This is a genomic window from Streptomyces sp. 184 (assembly GCF_045781775.1).
Classification (GTDB): domain Bacteria; phylum Actinomycetota; class Actinomycetes; order Streptomycetales; family Streptomycetaceae; genus Streptomyces.
On sequence record NZ_CP123230.1, the window covers coordinates 6,051,482 to 6,066,390 of the forward strand.

Sequence of the window (14,909 nt, forward strand, 5' to 3'; positions counted from 1 at the left end):
CGCGCGGGGCTCACGTCTTCGTCTTGAACCCCCGGCCCCACACCAGCCCCCAGCCGTACAGCCGGTCCAGCTCCGACTGGAAGCCGTACACGTAGCGCACCTCGCGGCGCACCGTCAGCTCGCCCTTCTTGTTCTCGATCAGCAGCACCGCGCAGCTCCGCGCCTCCGGCGCCCGCTCGTCCAGCTCGATCTCCACACGCGGGCCGCTGGACGGGTAGAGCGTCACGACGGCCTGGGTGCGGTCGAACGCGGGCGTGCCGTCGTAGATGTAGACGAAGACCAGCAGCCGCCGGAAGTCGTCCTTGTGGTCGAGGTTGACGTAGACCGTCTCACCGGAGCCCGAACCGAACCGGTCGTCGCCGCTGAGCTTGACGTACGGCGCGTCGTTGATGTCGCCGAGGAGGTTGCCGAGCGGCTGGACCACACCCCTCGTGCCGTCGGCCAGCTCGTACATGCACGCCAGGTCGAGGTCCACGTTCACCACGGCCGGCCCCTGGGCCTGCACCATCTCGGGCCGGAAGAGCTTCGCGGGGTGCAGCAGCGTCCCGCCGCCCCGGCGGGTCCGGCCGCCGAGGTCGGAGGTGCGCATCCGCCAGGAGAGGTTGATGCGCAGGTTGCCGGTGTCGGATCCCTGCTTGGTCAGTGAGAGCAGCGGCTTGCGCTTGGTGAGCTGCACCGAGTACGACGCGCCCGCGCTGTCGAACTGCGGCACCCCCTCCCGCCGCCAGTTGCCCCAGAACGACACCTCGCACCCCCAGAAGTGGGAAACCCCTCGGGTCCGGTCGGACGACCGGCCCCGAGGGGAATCCTTCCGCATCCGAGACCGCGCGGAACCTACACGCGGGAGGGAAGCTCCTTTTCGGCCGGTTCACCGTCCCCGTCTCCGCCCTCGCGCGCGATACGCCTGTTGCGGCGGATGGAGGAGTAGAGGGACAGGCCGATGAAGGCGACGCCGATGACGCCGGTGATCACCTCGTGGATGTGCCACTTGATGGTGACCAGCAGGATGGTGGCCAGAGCGCCGATCGCGTAGTGCGCGCCGTGCTCCAGGTACACGTAGTCGTCGAGGGTGCCCTGCCGGACCAGGTAGACCGTCAGCGACCGGACGTACATCGCGCCGATGCCCAGGCCCAGCGCCATCCAGAAGATGTGGTTGGTGATGGCGAAGGCGCCGATGACGCCGTCGAACGAGAACGAGGCGTCCAGCACCTCCAGATACAGGAACATGAAGAACGCGGCCTTGCCCGCGAGTCCGACCGCGGACTGCTGCTGGCCGGAGCGCTTCGCCGCCTCCTCGGCCTCGTGCTCGCGTTCCTCTTCCTCTTCCAGCTTGTTCTCGAAGTGCCCGGACAGGCCGCCGACGACGAGATACGTGATGAGGCCGGCGATGCCCGCGGACATGACCGTCCCCGATTTGTCCACATGCCCCCCGCCGTGCTGGATCGCGCTGGTCGCGATCGTCATCGCGGTGGTCAGCAGCACGATCAGGGCGATGCACACGGAGATCGCGTCGATCCGGCCGACGCGCGAGAGCGGCTTCTCGATGAACGGGATCCACTTGTGCTCCCGCTCGGCGAAGAGGAACTCAAGGAAGATCATCAGCAGGAACATCCCGCCGAACGCGGCGATCGACGGATGCGCGTCGGTGACGAGCTGCTCGTAGTGGTCGGGGTCGTCCACGGCCAGTTCGATCGCCTCGATCGGCCCGACCTTGGCGGTGATGGCGACGATGACCACGGGGAAGACGAGGCGCATGCCGAAGACGGCGATGAGGATGCCGATGGTGAGGAAGATCTTCTGCCAGAAGGCGTTCATCTTCTTCAGCACGCCGGCGTTGACCACGGCGTTGTCGAAGGACAGCGAGATCTCCAGGATGGAGAGGATCGCCACCAGGACGAACGCCTCCCACCCCCAGAAGATCGCGGCACAGGCAAGGCCCGCGGCGGTCACCGCGAAAGACCAGCCGAAGGTTCTCAGCACCACTGGCAGTCGTCCATTCTCATCGTGTGTCCGTCCGTCTCCGCGGCGCGGCACGGCACCGGGCTCCCGTCACCGTACCCGCACGGTTCCCCGGGACCCCGCACGTACGTCGTGACCCCATCTTCGCGGGCGCTGTCAAGTCCCCACACTTCCAGGGTGCGGAAGCGTCAAGAGGCACGCCACTGCCGGATAGTGCAGGATCCCGGCCGCGGAAGTCCACAGCGCCGAACACCCGAGCGAACGCCCGCCGTGCAGCCGCGGGGCGAAGAACGCGTACGCGATCCTGACGCCGGACGCGCCGGGACCGGGGATCGGGATCGGCGATCCGGGGTCGGGGATCGGGATCGGGATCGGGGAATCGGGATCGGGGAATCGAGGGCCCCGGCGTCAGGGGCGCGCGAGATCCTTCAGCGCCGCCACGTACTCCTCGACGTCCCGCGCGTCCGGCAGATCGTTGACGACCGTCCAGCGCACCGTGCCGCCGCTGTCGATGACGAACGTCCCGCGGACCGCGCAGCCCTTCTCCTCGTCGAAGACGCCGTACGCCCGCGCCACCTCGCCGTGCGGCCAGAAGTCGCTGAGCAGCGGGTAGCCGAAGCCCTCCCGGTCGGCGAAGACGCGCAGGGCGAACGGCGTGTCGCAGGAGACGGCGAGAAGCTGGACCTCGTCGTTGACGAAGTCGGGCAGCCGGTCGCGCAGCGCGCACAGCTCACCCGTGCACACGCCGGTGAAGGCGTACGGGAAGAAGAGCAGCACGACCGCCTTCCCGCCGCGGTGGTCCGAGAGCCGCACGGTCTCACCGTGCTCGTTGCGCAGCGCGAAGTCCGGGGCCGCGGCGCCGGGCGCCAGAGCCTCGATCCCGTCCAGTGCCATATGCGTGACCTCCGGTGCGTCGAACCTGCGGGGCCACGAGCCTACGGGCGGGGCGTGCGGGACCCCGTGCCGGGATCCCGGCGCGTCGGCCGGGACCCCGGCCGCGTGGAAACGCCGCGCGGAAACCACGGGACTGCCGGGCAGGTCCCGCCGGTGGGCGTGTCAGCGCTTGGTCGAGCGGGCCCCCTTCGGGGTGACCAGCCGGCTGCCGCTCCAGTCCTTGCCGGCGTTGATGCTCTTGGTCTGGGCCAGGCCGGCGGTCTGCGCCGCCTCGCCGATGTCGCTGGGCTCGACGTAACCGTCGCGGCCGGTCTTGGGCGTCATGAGCCAGACCGGGGCGCCTTCGTCGATCATGGTGGTGGCGTCCACCAGCGCATCCGTCAGATCACCGTCCTCCTCGCGGAACCAGAGCACGACGGCGTCGGCGACGTCGTCGTAGTCCTCGTCCACGAGGTTCTGCCCGGTGATCGATTCGATGGCCTCGCGAAGCTCCTGATCGGCGTCGTCGTCGTAACCGATCTCCTGGACCACCTCTCCGGCCTGGAAACCCAGCCTGGTGGCGGGGTTGGTCCGCTCCTCCGCGTGGTCCGCGGTCGCGCTCACGGATTGCCTCCTGCTCGTGTGCCTGTGTCTTCCCATGTCATCCGAAATCAGCATCACACCCGCGCGCACGCGAGGCGATGGGCGTAGTCCACACGTGCCGGGCGAATCGCGCAAGTACCCGGCGGCCGATCCCGCCCTATGGAGGGCACCCCTGGACCAGGGGGCGCAGTCGCCCGGGTTGCCTGCGGGTACGCTGGCGATCAGTCCGTACGGCCCCTCCACGGCCGCCACGGTTGAACGAATGCAGGGTTACCAAACAGTAGAGATGACGTGGCCGCAACCGCGGTAGACGATGGGAATCAGCGCGATACCTCTCATCTGCGAGCAGTCCGATTACCGATACGTACAGTGAAGGAACAGCGTGGCTTCCGGATCCGATCGCAACCCGATCATCATTGGCGGCCTTCCCAGCCAGGTCCCGGATTTCGATCCCGAGGAGACCCAGGAGTGGCTCGACTCGCTCGACGCGGCCGTCGACGAGCGGGGCCGGGAACGAGCCCGCTATCTCATGCTCCGCCTCATCGAACGCGCCCGCGAGAAGCGTGTGGCCGTACCCGAGATGCGCAGCACGGACTACGTCAACACCATCGCGACCAAGGACGAACCGTTCTTCCCCGGCAACGAGGAGATCGAGCGGAAGGTCCTGAACGCGACCCGCTGGAACGCGGCCGTGATGGTCTCCCGGGCCCAGCGCCCCGGCATCGGCGTCGGCGGGCACATCGCCACCTTCGCCTCCTCCGCCTCCCTCTACGACGTGGGCTTCAACCACTTCTTCCGCGGCAAGGACCGCGGCGACGGCGGTGACCAGGTCTTCTTCCAGGGCCACGCCTCGCCCGGCATCTACGCCCGCGCCTTCCTGCTCGACCGCCTCAGCGAGGCGCAGCTCGACGGCTTCCGGCAGGAGCACTCCAAGGCGCCCAACGGCCTGTCGAGCTACCCGCACCCGCGGAACATGCCGGACTTCTGGGAGTTCCCGACCGTATCCATGGGCCTCGGCCCCCTCGGCGCCATCCACCAGGCCCGGATCAACCGCTACATGCACGCCCGCGGCATCGCCGACACCTCGAACTCCCACGTGTGGGCGTTCCTCGGCGACGGCGAGATGGACGAGCCCGAATCGCTCGGCCAGCTCTCCCTGCCCGCCCGCGAAGGGCTGGACAACCTCACCTTCGTCGTGAACTGCAACCTCCAGCGGCTCGACGGCCCGGTGCGCGGCAACGGCAAGATCATCCAGGAGCTGGAGTCGTACTTCCGCGGCGCCGGCTGGAACGTCATCAAGCTCGTCTGGGACCGCTCCTGGGACCCGCTGCTCGCACAGGACCGCGACGGCGCCCTGGTCAACAAGCTGAACACGACGCCGGACGGCCAGTTCCAGACGTACGCCACCGAATCCGGCGCGTACATCCGCGAACACTTCTTCGGCGACGACCTGCGGCTGCGCCGGATGGTCGAGGACATGACCGACGACCAGCTCCTCCACCTCGGCCGCGGCGGCCACGACCACCGCAAGGTCTACGCCGCCTTCGAAGCCGCCGTCGCACACCGGGGCCAGCCGACCGTCATCCTCGCCCAGACCATCAAGGGATGGACGCTCGGCCCGAACTTCGAGGGCCGCAACGCCACCCACCAGATGAAGAAACTCACCGTCGAGGACCTGAAGCGGTTCCGCGACCGGCTGCACCTCCCCATCCCGGACAAGGACCTGGAAGACGGCCTGCCGCCGTACTACCACCCGGGCCGGGACTCCGAGGAGATCCAGTACATGCACGACCGCCGGCAGGCCCTCGGCGGGTACGTACCGACGCGGGTCGTGCGCTCCCAGCCGCTGAAGCTGCCGGACGACAAGACCTACGCGGCCGTCAAGAAGGGCTCCGGCACCCAGGAGATCGCCACCACGATGGCGTTCGTCCGGCTGCTGAAGGACCTCATGCGGGACAAGGAGATCGGCAAGCGCTTCGTGCCGATCGCGCCGGACGAGTACCGCACGTTCGGCATGGACTCCTTCTTCCCGAGCGCCAAGATCTACAACCCGCTGGGCCAGACGTACGAGTCCGTGGACCGCGAACTGCTCCTCGCCTACAAGGAGTCGCCCACCGGCCAGCTCCTGCACGACGGCATCTCCGAGGCCGGCTGTACGGCCGCGCTGACCGCCGCCGGCAGCGCGTACGCCACCCACGGCGAGCCGCTGATCCCGGTCTACGTCTTCTACTCGATGTTCGGCTTCCAGCGCACCGGCGACCAGTTCTGGGCGATGGCCGACCAGCTCGGCCGCGGCTTCGTCATCGGCGCCACCGCCGGCCGCACCACGCTCACCGGCGAGGGCCTCCAGCACGCCGACGGGCACTCCCAGCTCCTGGCCTCGACGAACCCGGCGGCCGTGGCCTACGACCCGGCGTTCGGCTTCGAGATCGCCCACATCGTGCAGGACGGTTTGCGGCGGATGTACGGCTCGTCGCCGGAACACCCGCACGGCGAGGACGTCTTCTACTACCTGACCGTCTACAACGAGCCGACCGTCCACCCGGCCGAGCCGGAGAACGTCGACGTCGAGGGCATCGTCAAGGGCATCCACAAGCTCTCCCCGGGCTCGGCGGGGCGGATCCCGGCGCAGGTCATGGCCTCCGGCGTGGCCGTGCCGTGGGCGCTGGAAGCCCAGCGGATCCTGGCCGAGGAGTGGGACGTACGCGCCGACGTGTGGTCCGCCACCTCGTGGAACGAACTGCGCCGCGAGGCCGTCGAGACCGAGCGGCACAACCTGCTGCACCCGGAGGAGGAGCAGCAGGTGCCGTGGGTGACGCGGAAGCTCGCGGGCTCCGAGGGGCCGTTCGTGGCGGTGTCGGACTGGATGCGGTCCGTACCCGACCAGATCTCGCGGTGGGTGCCGGGCCCGTACCAGTCGCTGGGCGCGGACGGCTTCGGCTTCGCCGACACCCGCGGCGGGGCGCGGCGCTTCTTCCACATCGACGCGCAGTCGATCGTGGTGGGGGTGCTGACGGAGCTGGCGAAGGAGGGGAAGGTGGACCGCTCGGTGCTCAAGCAGGCCATCGACCGGTACCAGTTGCTCGACGTGGCCGCGGCCGACCCGGGCGCGGCGGGCGGAGACGCCTGAGGGCTGCGGCCTGACGCGGGGGGCGGGGGCGGGGCGGGACGGATCCGCTCGGCGCCCGCCCGGCGGCGGACCGCGACGAAACGGCCGCGGGCCGGTGGCGTACGAGACTGCTCGTACGCCACCGGCCCGCGGTCTTGCCCGGCGTATGGGAGACCCGAAGGAATGACGGATAACAAAATCTGCCATCTGACGCCTGTCAAACGGTGGACATCTCCGACCCCCGCGCCGGACCCTACTCCCGCCCGGCCGACGTGAAGCTGACGTCCGCGTACCGCGGCCCCGCGACCTGGCCGGCCAGCGGCTCCAGCAGCGCCCGCTGCGACTCGGTCAGTTCGATCGCCGTCGCCGCGGTGTTCTCCTCCACGCGCGAGGGCTTGCGCGTGCCCGGGATCGGCACGACCGACATGTCCCGCAGCTTCGCCTGCCCGTGCAGCCAGGCGAGCGCGATCTGCGCCGGCGTGGCACCGTGCGCCTCGGCGATCTCCCGCAGCGGCGCGAGCAGTTCGGCGTTCTTCGCGCCGTTGCCGCCGGTGAAGCGGGGCATGGTGCGGCGGAAGTCGTCGGCGGTCAGGTCGGCCTCGGCGTTGACGAAGGAGCCGGTGAGGAAGCCGCGGCCGAGCGGCGAGTACGGCACGAAGGTGACGCCCAGCTCCTGTGCCGCGGGCACCGCCGTCCGCTCCACGTCGCGGCTGAAGACCGACCACTCCGACTGGAGCGCGGCGATCGGGTGCACGGCGTGCGCGGCGCGCAGCTCGTCGCCGGTGACCTCGCTCAGCCCGAGGTGGCGGACCTTGCCCTCCTGGACCAGTTCGGCCATGTAGCCGACGGTGTCCTCGATGGGCACGCGCAGGTCGCGGCGGTGCATGTAGTACAGGTCGATGGTCTCCACGCCGAGCCGGCGCAGGCTGCCCTCGATGCAGGAGCGCAGATAGGGGCGGTCGTTGCGGATCACGCGTTTCTGCGGGTCCTGCGGGTCGGTGCTCAGCGAGAACTTGGACGCCAGGGTGACGGCGTCGCGGTTGGCCCGGATGAAGGGGGAGATGAACTTCTCGTTCTCGCCGTCGCCGTACATGTCGGCGGTGTCGTACAGGGTGACGCCGAGTTCGAGTGCGCGGTCCAGGGTGGCGCGGGCGGCGTCGGCGTCGGTGGGCCCGTACGCGAAGCTCATGCCCATGCAGCCGAGTCCCTGGACGCCGACCGGGGGGCCGTCGGTGCCGAGGGGGACGGTGGCGATGGGGGTGTTCATGGAGTGCATCCGGTGGCTGCTCCCTCGTAGAATTCGATCTTGAAGTCGAGGACGGCGAGCGTGGACTGGAGGTCCGCGATCTGCTGCCTGACCACCTCGCGGTGCTCGCGGAAGAGCTGGATCCGGGCGGTGAAGGTCTGCTCCCCGGCCCGTACCAGCTCGGCGTAGCGGACCATGTCCGCCACCGGCATCCCGGTGAGCCGCAGCTTGCCGATGAGGTCGAGCCAGTCGAGGTCGTCGTCGGTGTAGAGGCGTTGCCCGGTGTGCGAGCGGTGCACATCGTTGAGCAGCCCGATGCGCTCGTACCAGCGCAGGGTGTGCGCGCTCAGCCCGGTGTACGAGGCGACCTCGCTGATGGAGTAGTGATCTTGGCCCACGGGGCGCACCCGGGCCGCTGTGGTCAGGCTCATTACCGGCTCCCCACTCTCGACGCGTTCGACGCTACCGACTTGGAGCGCACTCCAAGCAACAACATATGCCCGGGTTAGGCTCGGCGCATGGACAGCCTGCATGTGATCGAGTCCTGGCCGGTCGACACGGCGGCGGCAGCGGCCGTACGCGCCGACGGTTCGGTGGCCGGGACCCATGGCCCGACGGATCACCGCTTCTACCTGGCCTCGGTGACGAAGCCGCTGGTCGCGTACGCCGCGCTGGTGGCCGTGGAGGAGGGCGCGATCGAGCTGGACGAGCCGGCGGGCCCCGAGGGCTCGACGGTACGCCATCTGCTGGCCCACACCTCCGGGCTCGGCTTCGACGAGCACCGGGTGATGGCCCCGCCGGGCACCCGCAGGCTGTACTCGAACGCGGGCTTCGAGGTCCTGGGCGACCTTCTGGCGAAGGCCACGGACATACCGCTTGCGGAGTACGTACGGGACGCGGTGTTCGTGCCGCTGGGGATGGCCGCGACGGCGCTGGACGGCTCTCCCGCGTACGCGGTGACGTCGACGGTGGCGGACCTGACGCGGTTCGTGTCGGAGCTGCTGTCGCCGCGGCTGGTCTCGGCGCAGATGCACGCGGAGGCGACGTCGGTGCAGTGGCCGGGTCTGAAGGGCGTACTGCCGGGCTACGGGCACCAGAGCCCGAACGACTGGGGCCTGGGTCTGGAGATCCGCGACGGCAAGTCGCCGCACTGGACGGGGGCGTCGTCCTCCCCGCGCACGTTCGGGCACTTCGGCCAGTCGGGCACGTTCCTGTGGGTGGACCCGCAGGCGGCGACGTCGGCGGGGCGGGGGGCGGCGTGCGTGGCGCTGGCGGACAAGAAGTTCGGTGACTGGGCGGCGCGGGTGTGGCCGCCGTTCACGGACGGGGTGCTTGCGGAGCTGGCCGCGGGCGGCTGACCCCTGTCGGCGGGCGGCGCTAGGCTGGCGGCCTGAGAGGTGAGGGGGAAGACGATGCTTTTCGGATTCGGCAGCGCGTTAGAGAAGTTGGTCACGGTCGCGGGGGTGGTCGTCGCGGCGGTCGCGGTGGTGAAGCTGGCCGAGGAGCCCGAGCCCGCGGAGGCGGCGCCGGGCCCGGCAGCGGACGACACCCCCGAGGACGCCCGCCCGGCGGAGGGCTGAGAGGGCTGAGGAGACTGAGCCGCGGAGCGGTCGTCAGGCCGGGATCAGGGCGGCGTTGAGTTCGGGTACGCCCGCGGTGCGGGGGTGGCGCTCGGCGAGTTCGGTGACGATCCGGCGGATGGCGGGCCGGTCCCGGACCTCTCCGGGGCTGGCCCGGTAGGCGTCGAGCAGCGCGTGGACGGTCTGCTCGGGCTCTGCACGCAGGTATACACCGCCGCGCGCGGCGGCACCGCACAAGCGTCTCAGGGTTTCGGCCGGCCACCGGCCGGGGCCCTGAGCACGCTCGGGTGGGACTGTGCAGAACCGGCCCGCGGTTGATTCGTGACCGCCAGGATGGGCGGGGTGACCACCACCACCTCGGACCTCTGGCACCACTACGGCCGCATCCGCGCCGAGCGCGATCGTTCCGTCCCCGAGACGTTCCACTGGACCTGGGGCCAGGATGGCGGCCCGGGGCCGGGGATCCTCGGCGACGTCACCGGCATGTGCGTCGGCGATCTGGGGGCCGGGTCCGGCCGGCAGGCCGCCTGTCTGGCAGTGCGTCACGGGCCCGCCCGTGTCGACGCGATCGATGCCTCGCCCGCCCAGCACGCGATGGCCACCGACCTCTACGCGCATCTTGCCCCACGTCTGCGATTCGTCCACGCCGATGTCGTGGGCCACCTGTGCGCGGCGCCGGAGACGTACGACGTGCTCTACAGCATCTTCGGTGCCGTCGACTTCACCGATCCGCGCGACCTGCTGCCCATCGCGGCAACCGCGCTGCGCCCCGGCGGGCGGCTCATGTTCTCCACTCTCGCCCACTACCTGAACGGCGCCCCGGCGCAGACCGATGTCGTGCCCGCCGACGTTCCGGCGAAAACACCGGAGGGCGAAGCAACGACGATGCGCCGCTGGGTGCTTCAAGAGCATGTGTGGACCAGGCAACTCGACAGGGCCGCCATGACCGGCATTGCCGTCCGGACACTCCCTGCCTGCGGCGAAGGTCCGCGGCTTGCCGACACGCTGTTGGTCACCGCCTGCCGAGCGGGGTGACTCCGGGCGCGAGCGTCAGCGCGGCGGCACCGGATCGCTCAGGCCCTGTCAGGGCCGGGTGATGGATGGGGTTTCCCCCTTCCTGCCTCGCCGAGCGGGCGGTCAGGAGTTTCGCGAGGAGTACGGGGCGAGGTTCCCCGGGCCGCCGAGAAGATCACGGATTGCGTGGCCGAGCTGCCGAACGCTCCGGCCGTGGGGTTCGAGCTGGTGGAGTCGGTGCAGGCCCGCTGGCGCGCCGTCAAGGCATCCCCTATGTTCGCCCTCGTCCGCGCCGGAGCACGCTTCGATAGAGGCGTCCTCGCCGAATGTGAGCGAGGCAGCGCGGCCTGACACGCCGAGTATGGATACCGCGGGAGGGGCGGCCGTGGAGGAGGGTGATCGTGGTCGGCTTGTTGGGCGGCTGGTGGAGGTGGTGGGGTCTGTTGTGACCGCGCATCCGCTGCGGGTCGCCGTCGACGGGCCGCCTGCCGCCGGGAAGACGACGCTGGCCGATGAGGTCGCCGCCGTGCTGCGTGCGCAGGGTCGCGATGTCATCCGTGCGACCGTGGACGATTTTCTCTTTCCCCGTGCGCGGCGCTACCGGCGCGGCCGGTATTCGGCCGGAGGGTGCTATTTCGACGCCCATGACCGGGCCGCGCTCTGCCGGGTTCTGCTCGGTCCGCTGGGTCCGGGCGGGGACCGGAGGTTCCAGCGGGCGGTCTACGACGGCGAGGCCGACGCGCCGCTGTCGTCGCCGGTGATGACCGCTGCCGCGGACGCGGTGCTGCTCTTCGACGGTGTCTTCCTTCTGCGCCCGGAGCTCGTCGATCGGTGGGACCTGCGTGTTTTCGTGTCCGTTCCGTTCGAGCGGACGGTGGGCCGGGCGCGGATCCGGGCTGCGGCGGCGGTCGGTTCCGTCGACGGTGCCGCCGGTGCTGCCGGTGCCGCCGAGATCGAGCGGTCCTGGCGCGAGCGCTACATCCCCTCCCAGCAGCTCTACTTCGCCGACGCCCACCCGGTCGACCGTGCCGATGTCGTCGTCTACAACGACGATCTCCGGCGGCCTGCCTGGGAAGTGCGGTCCCGCTGACGGGTGCGCGGGGTCAGCGTTGCGGGCTGAGGCCCGTCACGGCCAGGTGGAAGAGCCGGTTCGCCTGGGCGGCGGGGTCGGGGTGGTGTTCCGTGGCCAGGGTGATGCCGACGATCAGGGTGATGAGGTCGGCGACGGTGACGCCCGGTGTCACGGTGCCGTCGCGTACGGCTCGGCGCAGGAGCGGGCCTGCTGCTTCTTCCAGGGCTGTGGCGCAGGTGTTTTCGTGCACGGGGTCGGTGGCGTCGCCGTCGTAGGCGAGGGCGGCTGCGAGGCCGCGGGCGGTGACGCAGTAGGCAACGACGTCGTTCAGCCATTCCAGTAGTGCGTGGCGGCTGTCGGCGTTGCCGGTGAGGTCGTGGGCGCGGCTGCGCAGGGCTTCGATGCGTTCGTGGGAGACGGCTTCGAGGAGGGCGCGGCGGGTGGGGAAGTGGCGTCGTACGGTCGCGGAGCCGACGCCTGCGGTGCGGGCGATCTGTTCGAGGGAGGCTCCCGCGCCGCGGGCGGCGACCTCGTGGGCGGCCACGGCGAGGATGCGGGTGTAGTTGCGCCGGGCGTCGGCGCGCCGGGTGGCGGGCATGGGGTGCACCTCCGGGTTTACGAAGTGGCGGGGCCCGCCGTATCGTACCGGAGCAGAAACGGCGGGCCCCGCCGTTTCCTGTCGAGCGAGCATCCGAGGAGCGCCATGTCCGCAGCTTCCGCCCCCGTCCTGGTCACGGGCGCGACCGGCAGGCAGGGCGGCGCCACCGCCCGCGCCCTGCGCGCGGCGGGTGTTCCCGTCCGCGCTCTGGTACGGGACCCGGCCGGCGACCGGGCCCGGGCCGTCGAGGCGCTCGGCGCCGAGCTGGTCGCCGGCGACCTCCACGACCGCGACTCCGTGGTCCGGGCCGCCACCGGGGCCCGGGCGGTCTTCTCCGTGCAGATGCCCGCCATGAGCGGTGACGGCTTCGACTTCGACGGGGAGGTCGCCCAGGGCGTCAACCTCATCGAGGGCGCGAAGGCCGCCGGGGTCCGGCAGTTCGTGCACACCTCCGTCACCGGCGCCGGCGGGCACACCCGGACTCCCGGCTGGGCCGAAGGGCGCTGGGCGGTGGAGGCCAGCCTGACCGCGAAGAGCGCGATCCAGGACCGCCTGCGTACGGCCGGATTCCCCCGCTGGACGCTCCTGAAGCCGGGCACGTTCATGGAGAACTTCCTGCCGTCGATGCGGTTTCTCTTCCCGCGCGGCATCGAGGGCGGCCTGGTGAGCGTCCTGAACCCCGGGACGCGGCTGTCCCTGGTCGCGGTGGACGACATCGGCCGCGCGGCGGCCGCGGCCGTTGCGGAGCCGGAGCGGTTCGACCGGGTGGAGCTGGAGTTGGCGAGCGAGTGGCTGTCGATGACGGAGATCGCCGAGGTCCTGTCCCGCGTCCTCGGTACGCACCTGCCTGCGCCGGACATGACGGCGGAGGAGGCCCTTGCCGCCGGGATGCCGCCGATGGGCGTCTCCCACGAGTGGCTGAACGTGGCCGGGCAGCCCGGCCGTCCCGAGTACGCAACGGCGCTCGGCATCCCGCTCACGGGCTTCGAGCAGTGGGCCCGCGAGCACCTGCCAGCCGACCTCTGACCCCGGCGCCCCCGGACGCCGTGCGCCGTCCCGCGGGCCGCCGGTCGCCTCGGACGCCGTCGACGTGCGCGGGCTCAGCCCTCGGCGCCGTCTCCGTCCCGCAGGTCGGCTCCCTCCGCCGATGACATCCGACATGGCACCGACGCCGGACATGATGCCCCGGGAGAGATCACCTTCGGCCTCAAGGTGCCGCAGAGTCTCCCTGATCTCCGGCCGCGTTCCGGGGGCGGCCCCGGTGAGGCCGCCCCCGGCCGGGTGTCAGCCGCTACGCCCCGGCCGCCCCTGCCGCCCGGGGCCGTCGCCGGGTGGGACCCGGGTCGGGTACGGAACGGGCGTGCCGCCCGGGGCGTGGTGGTGCGTCAGGCGGGGCCGTCGCCCGGGGTGACCGTCATGCCGATCGATCCGTAGTCCGGGCCGACCTGGTTGTCGCCGTAGAACTTCACTCCGGTGGAGGCCGAGGTGACTTCCATGACCCGGGTCGAGGAGCCGACGAAGTCGTTGCGGGTGACGAACACGTTGTCCGGCCCGTCCAGTTTGACGGCCTGGTTCCAACTGTCGCCCATCTCGTTGTCCGCGACGATCCAGTTCTTCATGCCGTCGGTGTTGCCGCCGGAGTTCCCGCCGCGGCCGTAGTCCTCGGCCATCAGCCACTGGTGGATGCTGGGGATGCTGTCCTCGCGGTCCGGGTTCGGCGGGCCGACGGCCTTGTTGCCGCGGATCTGCACGTCGTCGCTGGCGATGGGGTGCGAGCTGGACACCCATGTCTGGATGAAGTCGGTGTGGCTGTCGCCGGGGTCGCCGGTCACGAAGTTGACGGCGGTGTTGTAGAGGATCTTGTGGCGGTCGCCGAAGAAGGTGATGGCGTTCAGGTCGCCGGGGCCCTCGACGCCCTTGATGTCGTTGTTCTGGATGGTGACGCCGGTGTTGTCGTCGGAGTAGATGCCGTACTGCTGCTCGGCGTCCACCCGGCAGTTCTGTATGACGACGTGGTCGGCTTCGATCAGGACGCCGCCGCGGATGGTGTTGCCCTGGCAGTCGTAGACCTTGGGGGCGGCGGCGGTGCCGCCGGAGTCGATCTCGTACCGGGAGCTTTGGCCGGGAACCAGGACCGCGCCGGGGGGAGTGGCCACGCCGCCGACGCCGAGGGACTGCTCGGGCGGTTCCGGGTCGCCTCCGGGCTCGCCGGAGACGGTGGCCTCGGAGATGCTCGTCCACTTGGCGGAGTCGGAGGAGTCGTTGCCGTGTCCGACGATCCGCACGTAGCGGGCGGGTCCGGCGGTGAAGTCGTAGGTTTCCAGGTTGTTCGTGGTGCCGCTGCTGCGTGTCCGGGAGAGGACGGTCGACCAGGCGGAGCCGTCCTGGGAGAGCTGGACGTCGAACGTCGTGCGCCGGTCGTCGCCCTCGTACCAGGCCAGGGAGACGGAGTCGACGGTGGTGAGCGTGCCCAGGTCGAAGCGGATCCAGACGCCGTCGCCGGCTCCGGACCAGCGGGTGGACAGGTCGCCGTCGATCGCGTTGGCGGGGCCGTTGCCGTCGTGGGAGCTGGCCGTCGCCGCGGTGATGGGCAGCGTCGCCGCCGATGCCGTCGGGCCGAGGAGCACCACGGAGCCGAGGGCGGTGCAGGCGCACAGCGCGGCGGTCAGAAGGCGTTTCGCCGAGGCGCCTTTCCTCGTCGTCGTTGCCGTCCGGCGGGGTGGGTGGGCCGCCGGGGGGCGTATCGGTTCGGTCGGATCGTTCACGTGCGTCTCCTTGGAGTGGAGCCTTCTCGGTCGGTCGGGGCTGTCCGCGGGCTGCGCGCCGGTGGCCGGGCGTGGCCGTTGCGACGGGCA

Annotated in this window: 15 protein-coding genes; 6 read left to right on the top strand and 9 right to left on the bottom strand. The window is 70.7% G+C overall.

Annotation, left to right across the window (positions count from 1 at the left end):
• Positions 1 to 10: 10 nt before the first annotated feature.
• From QBL21_RS25730 to QBL21_RS25745, 4 genes are all read right to left on the bottom strand, one after another.
• Positions 11 to 745 carry a Tellurium resistance gene (locus QBL21_RS25730; protein WP_407564599.1) on the bottom strand — a complete coding sequence of 245 codons (735 nt, stop codon included), beginning with the start codon at positions 743 to 745 and terminating at the stop codon, positions 11 to 13.
• A gap of 89 nt (positions 746 to 834) precedes the next feature.
• Positions 835 to 1,983, bottom strand: a complete 1,149-nt coding sequence (locus QBL21_RS25735) for a DUF475 domain-containing protein (RefSeq protein ID WP_407564600.1) — start codon at positions 1,981 to 1,983, stop codon at positions 835 to 837.
• Positions 1,984 to 2,367: 384 nt separating this feature from the next.
• Positions 2,368 to 2,853, bottom strand: a complete 486-nt coding sequence (locus QBL21_RS25740) for a peroxiredoxin (protein ID WP_407564601.1) — start codon at positions 2,851 to 2,853, stop codon at positions 2,368 to 2,370.
• Between the two features lie 162 nt (positions 2,854 to 3,015).
• Positions 3,016 to 3,456 (bottom strand): DUF3052 domain-containing protein, encoded by a 441-nt coding sequence (locus QBL21_RS25745; RefSeq protein WP_407564602.1) that lies wholly within the window; start codon positions 3,454 to 3,456, stop codon positions 3,016 to 3,018.
• Between the two features lie 361 nt (positions 3,457 to 3,817).
• On the opposite strand from QBL21_RS25745, the gene aceE reads away from it, so the two are divergent.
• Positions 3,818 to 6,565 (top strand): pyruvate dehydrogenase (acetyl-transferring), homodimeric type, encoded by a 2,748-nt coding sequence (gene aceE, locus QBL21_RS25750; protein ID WP_407564603.1) that lies wholly within the window; start codon positions 3,818 to 3,820, stop codon positions 6,563 to 6,565.
• A 232-nt stretch (positions 6,566 to 6,797) separates the two neighbouring features.
• On the opposite strand, the gene QBL21_RS25755 is transcribed toward aceE, so the two are convergent.
• Both QBL21_RS25755 and QBL21_RS25760 read right to left on the bottom strand, forming a co-directional pair.
• Positions 6,798 to 7,820: an aldo/keto reductase gene (locus QBL21_RS25755; RefSeq protein WP_407564604.1), complete on the bottom strand. Its 1,023-nt coding sequence runs from the start codon at positions 7,818 to 7,820 to the stop codon at positions 6,798 to 6,800.
• Positions 7,808 to 8,221, bottom strand: a complete 414-nt coding sequence (locus tag QBL21_RS25760) for a MerR family transcriptional regulator (RefSeq protein WP_407564605.1) — start codon at positions 8,219 to 8,221, stop codon at positions 7,808 to 7,810. The genes QBL21_RS25755 and QBL21_RS25760 overlap by 13 nt, the downstream gene beginning before the upstream one ends.
• 87 nt (positions 8,222 to 8,308) lie before the next feature.
• Here QBL21_RS25760 and QBL21_RS25765 point away from each other — a divergent pair, with 87 nt between their 5' ends.
• Complete coding sequence (locus QBL21_RS25765) at positions 8,309 to 9,148, top strand: serine hydrolase domain-containing protein (RefSeq protein WP_407564606.1); 840 nt, start codon at positions 8,309 to 8,311, stop codon at positions 9,146 to 9,148.
• A 54-nt stretch (positions 9,149 to 9,202) separates the two neighbouring features.
• Positions 9,203 to 9,370 carry a hypothetical protein gene (locus QBL21_RS25770; protein ID WP_407564607.1) on the top strand — a complete coding sequence of 56 codons (168 nt, stop codon included), beginning with the start codon at positions 9,203 to 9,205 and terminating at the stop codon, positions 9,368 to 9,370.
• A gap of 33 nt (positions 9,371 to 9,403) precedes the next feature.
• On the opposite strand, the gene QBL21_RS25775 is transcribed toward QBL21_RS25770, so the two are convergent.
• A complete protein-coding gene (locus tag QBL21_RS25775) occupies positions 9,404 to 9,607 on the bottom strand; it encodes a hypothetical protein (protein WP_407564608.1) in 204 nt (67 codons plus the stop codon).
• 105 nt (positions 9,608 to 9,712) lie between these two features.
• On the opposite strand from QBL21_RS25775, the gene QBL21_RS25780 reads away from it, so the two are divergent.
• Positions 9,713 to 10,405: a class I SAM-dependent methyltransferase gene (locus tag QBL21_RS25780; RefSeq protein WP_407564609.1), complete on the top strand. Its 693-nt coding sequence runs from the start codon at positions 9,713 to 9,715 to the stop codon at positions 10,403 to 10,405.
• 364 nt (positions 10,406 to 10,769) lie between these two features.
• The gene (locus QBL21_RS25785; protein WP_407564610.1) at positions 10,770 to 11,474 is read left to right on the top strand and encodes a cytidylate kinase family protein; all 705 of its coding nucleotides are present in this window, start codon (positions 10,770 to 10,772) and stop codon (positions 11,472 to 11,474) included.
• 13 nt (positions 11,475 to 11,487) lie between these two features.
• Here the strand turns inward: QBL21_RS25785 and QBL21_RS25790 are convergent, their stop codons facing one another.
• Positions 11,488 to 12,054, bottom strand: a complete 567-nt coding sequence (locus tag QBL21_RS25790; protein WP_407564611.1) for a TetR/AcrR family transcriptional regulator — start codon at positions 12,052 to 12,054, stop codon at positions 11,488 to 11,490.
• A 105-nt stretch (positions 12,055 to 12,159) separates the two neighbouring features.
• Between QBL21_RS25790 and QBL21_RS25795 the strand changes: the two genes are divergently transcribed.
• A complete protein-coding gene (locus tag QBL21_RS25795) occupies positions 12,160 to 13,080 on the top strand; it encodes an NmrA family NAD(P)-binding protein (RefSeq protein WP_407564612.1) in 921 nt (306 codons plus the stop codon).
• A gap of 359 nt (positions 13,081 to 13,439) precedes the next feature.
• On the opposite strand, the gene QBL21_RS25800 is transcribed toward QBL21_RS25795, so the two are convergent.
• Positions 13,440 to 14,819 carry a discoidin domain-containing protein gene (locus QBL21_RS25800; protein ID WP_407564613.1) on the bottom strand — a complete coding sequence of 460 codons (1,380 nt, stop codon included), beginning with the start codon at positions 14,817 to 14,819 and terminating at the stop codon, positions 13,440 to 13,442.
• Positions 14,820 to 14,909: the final 90 nt, after the last annotated feature.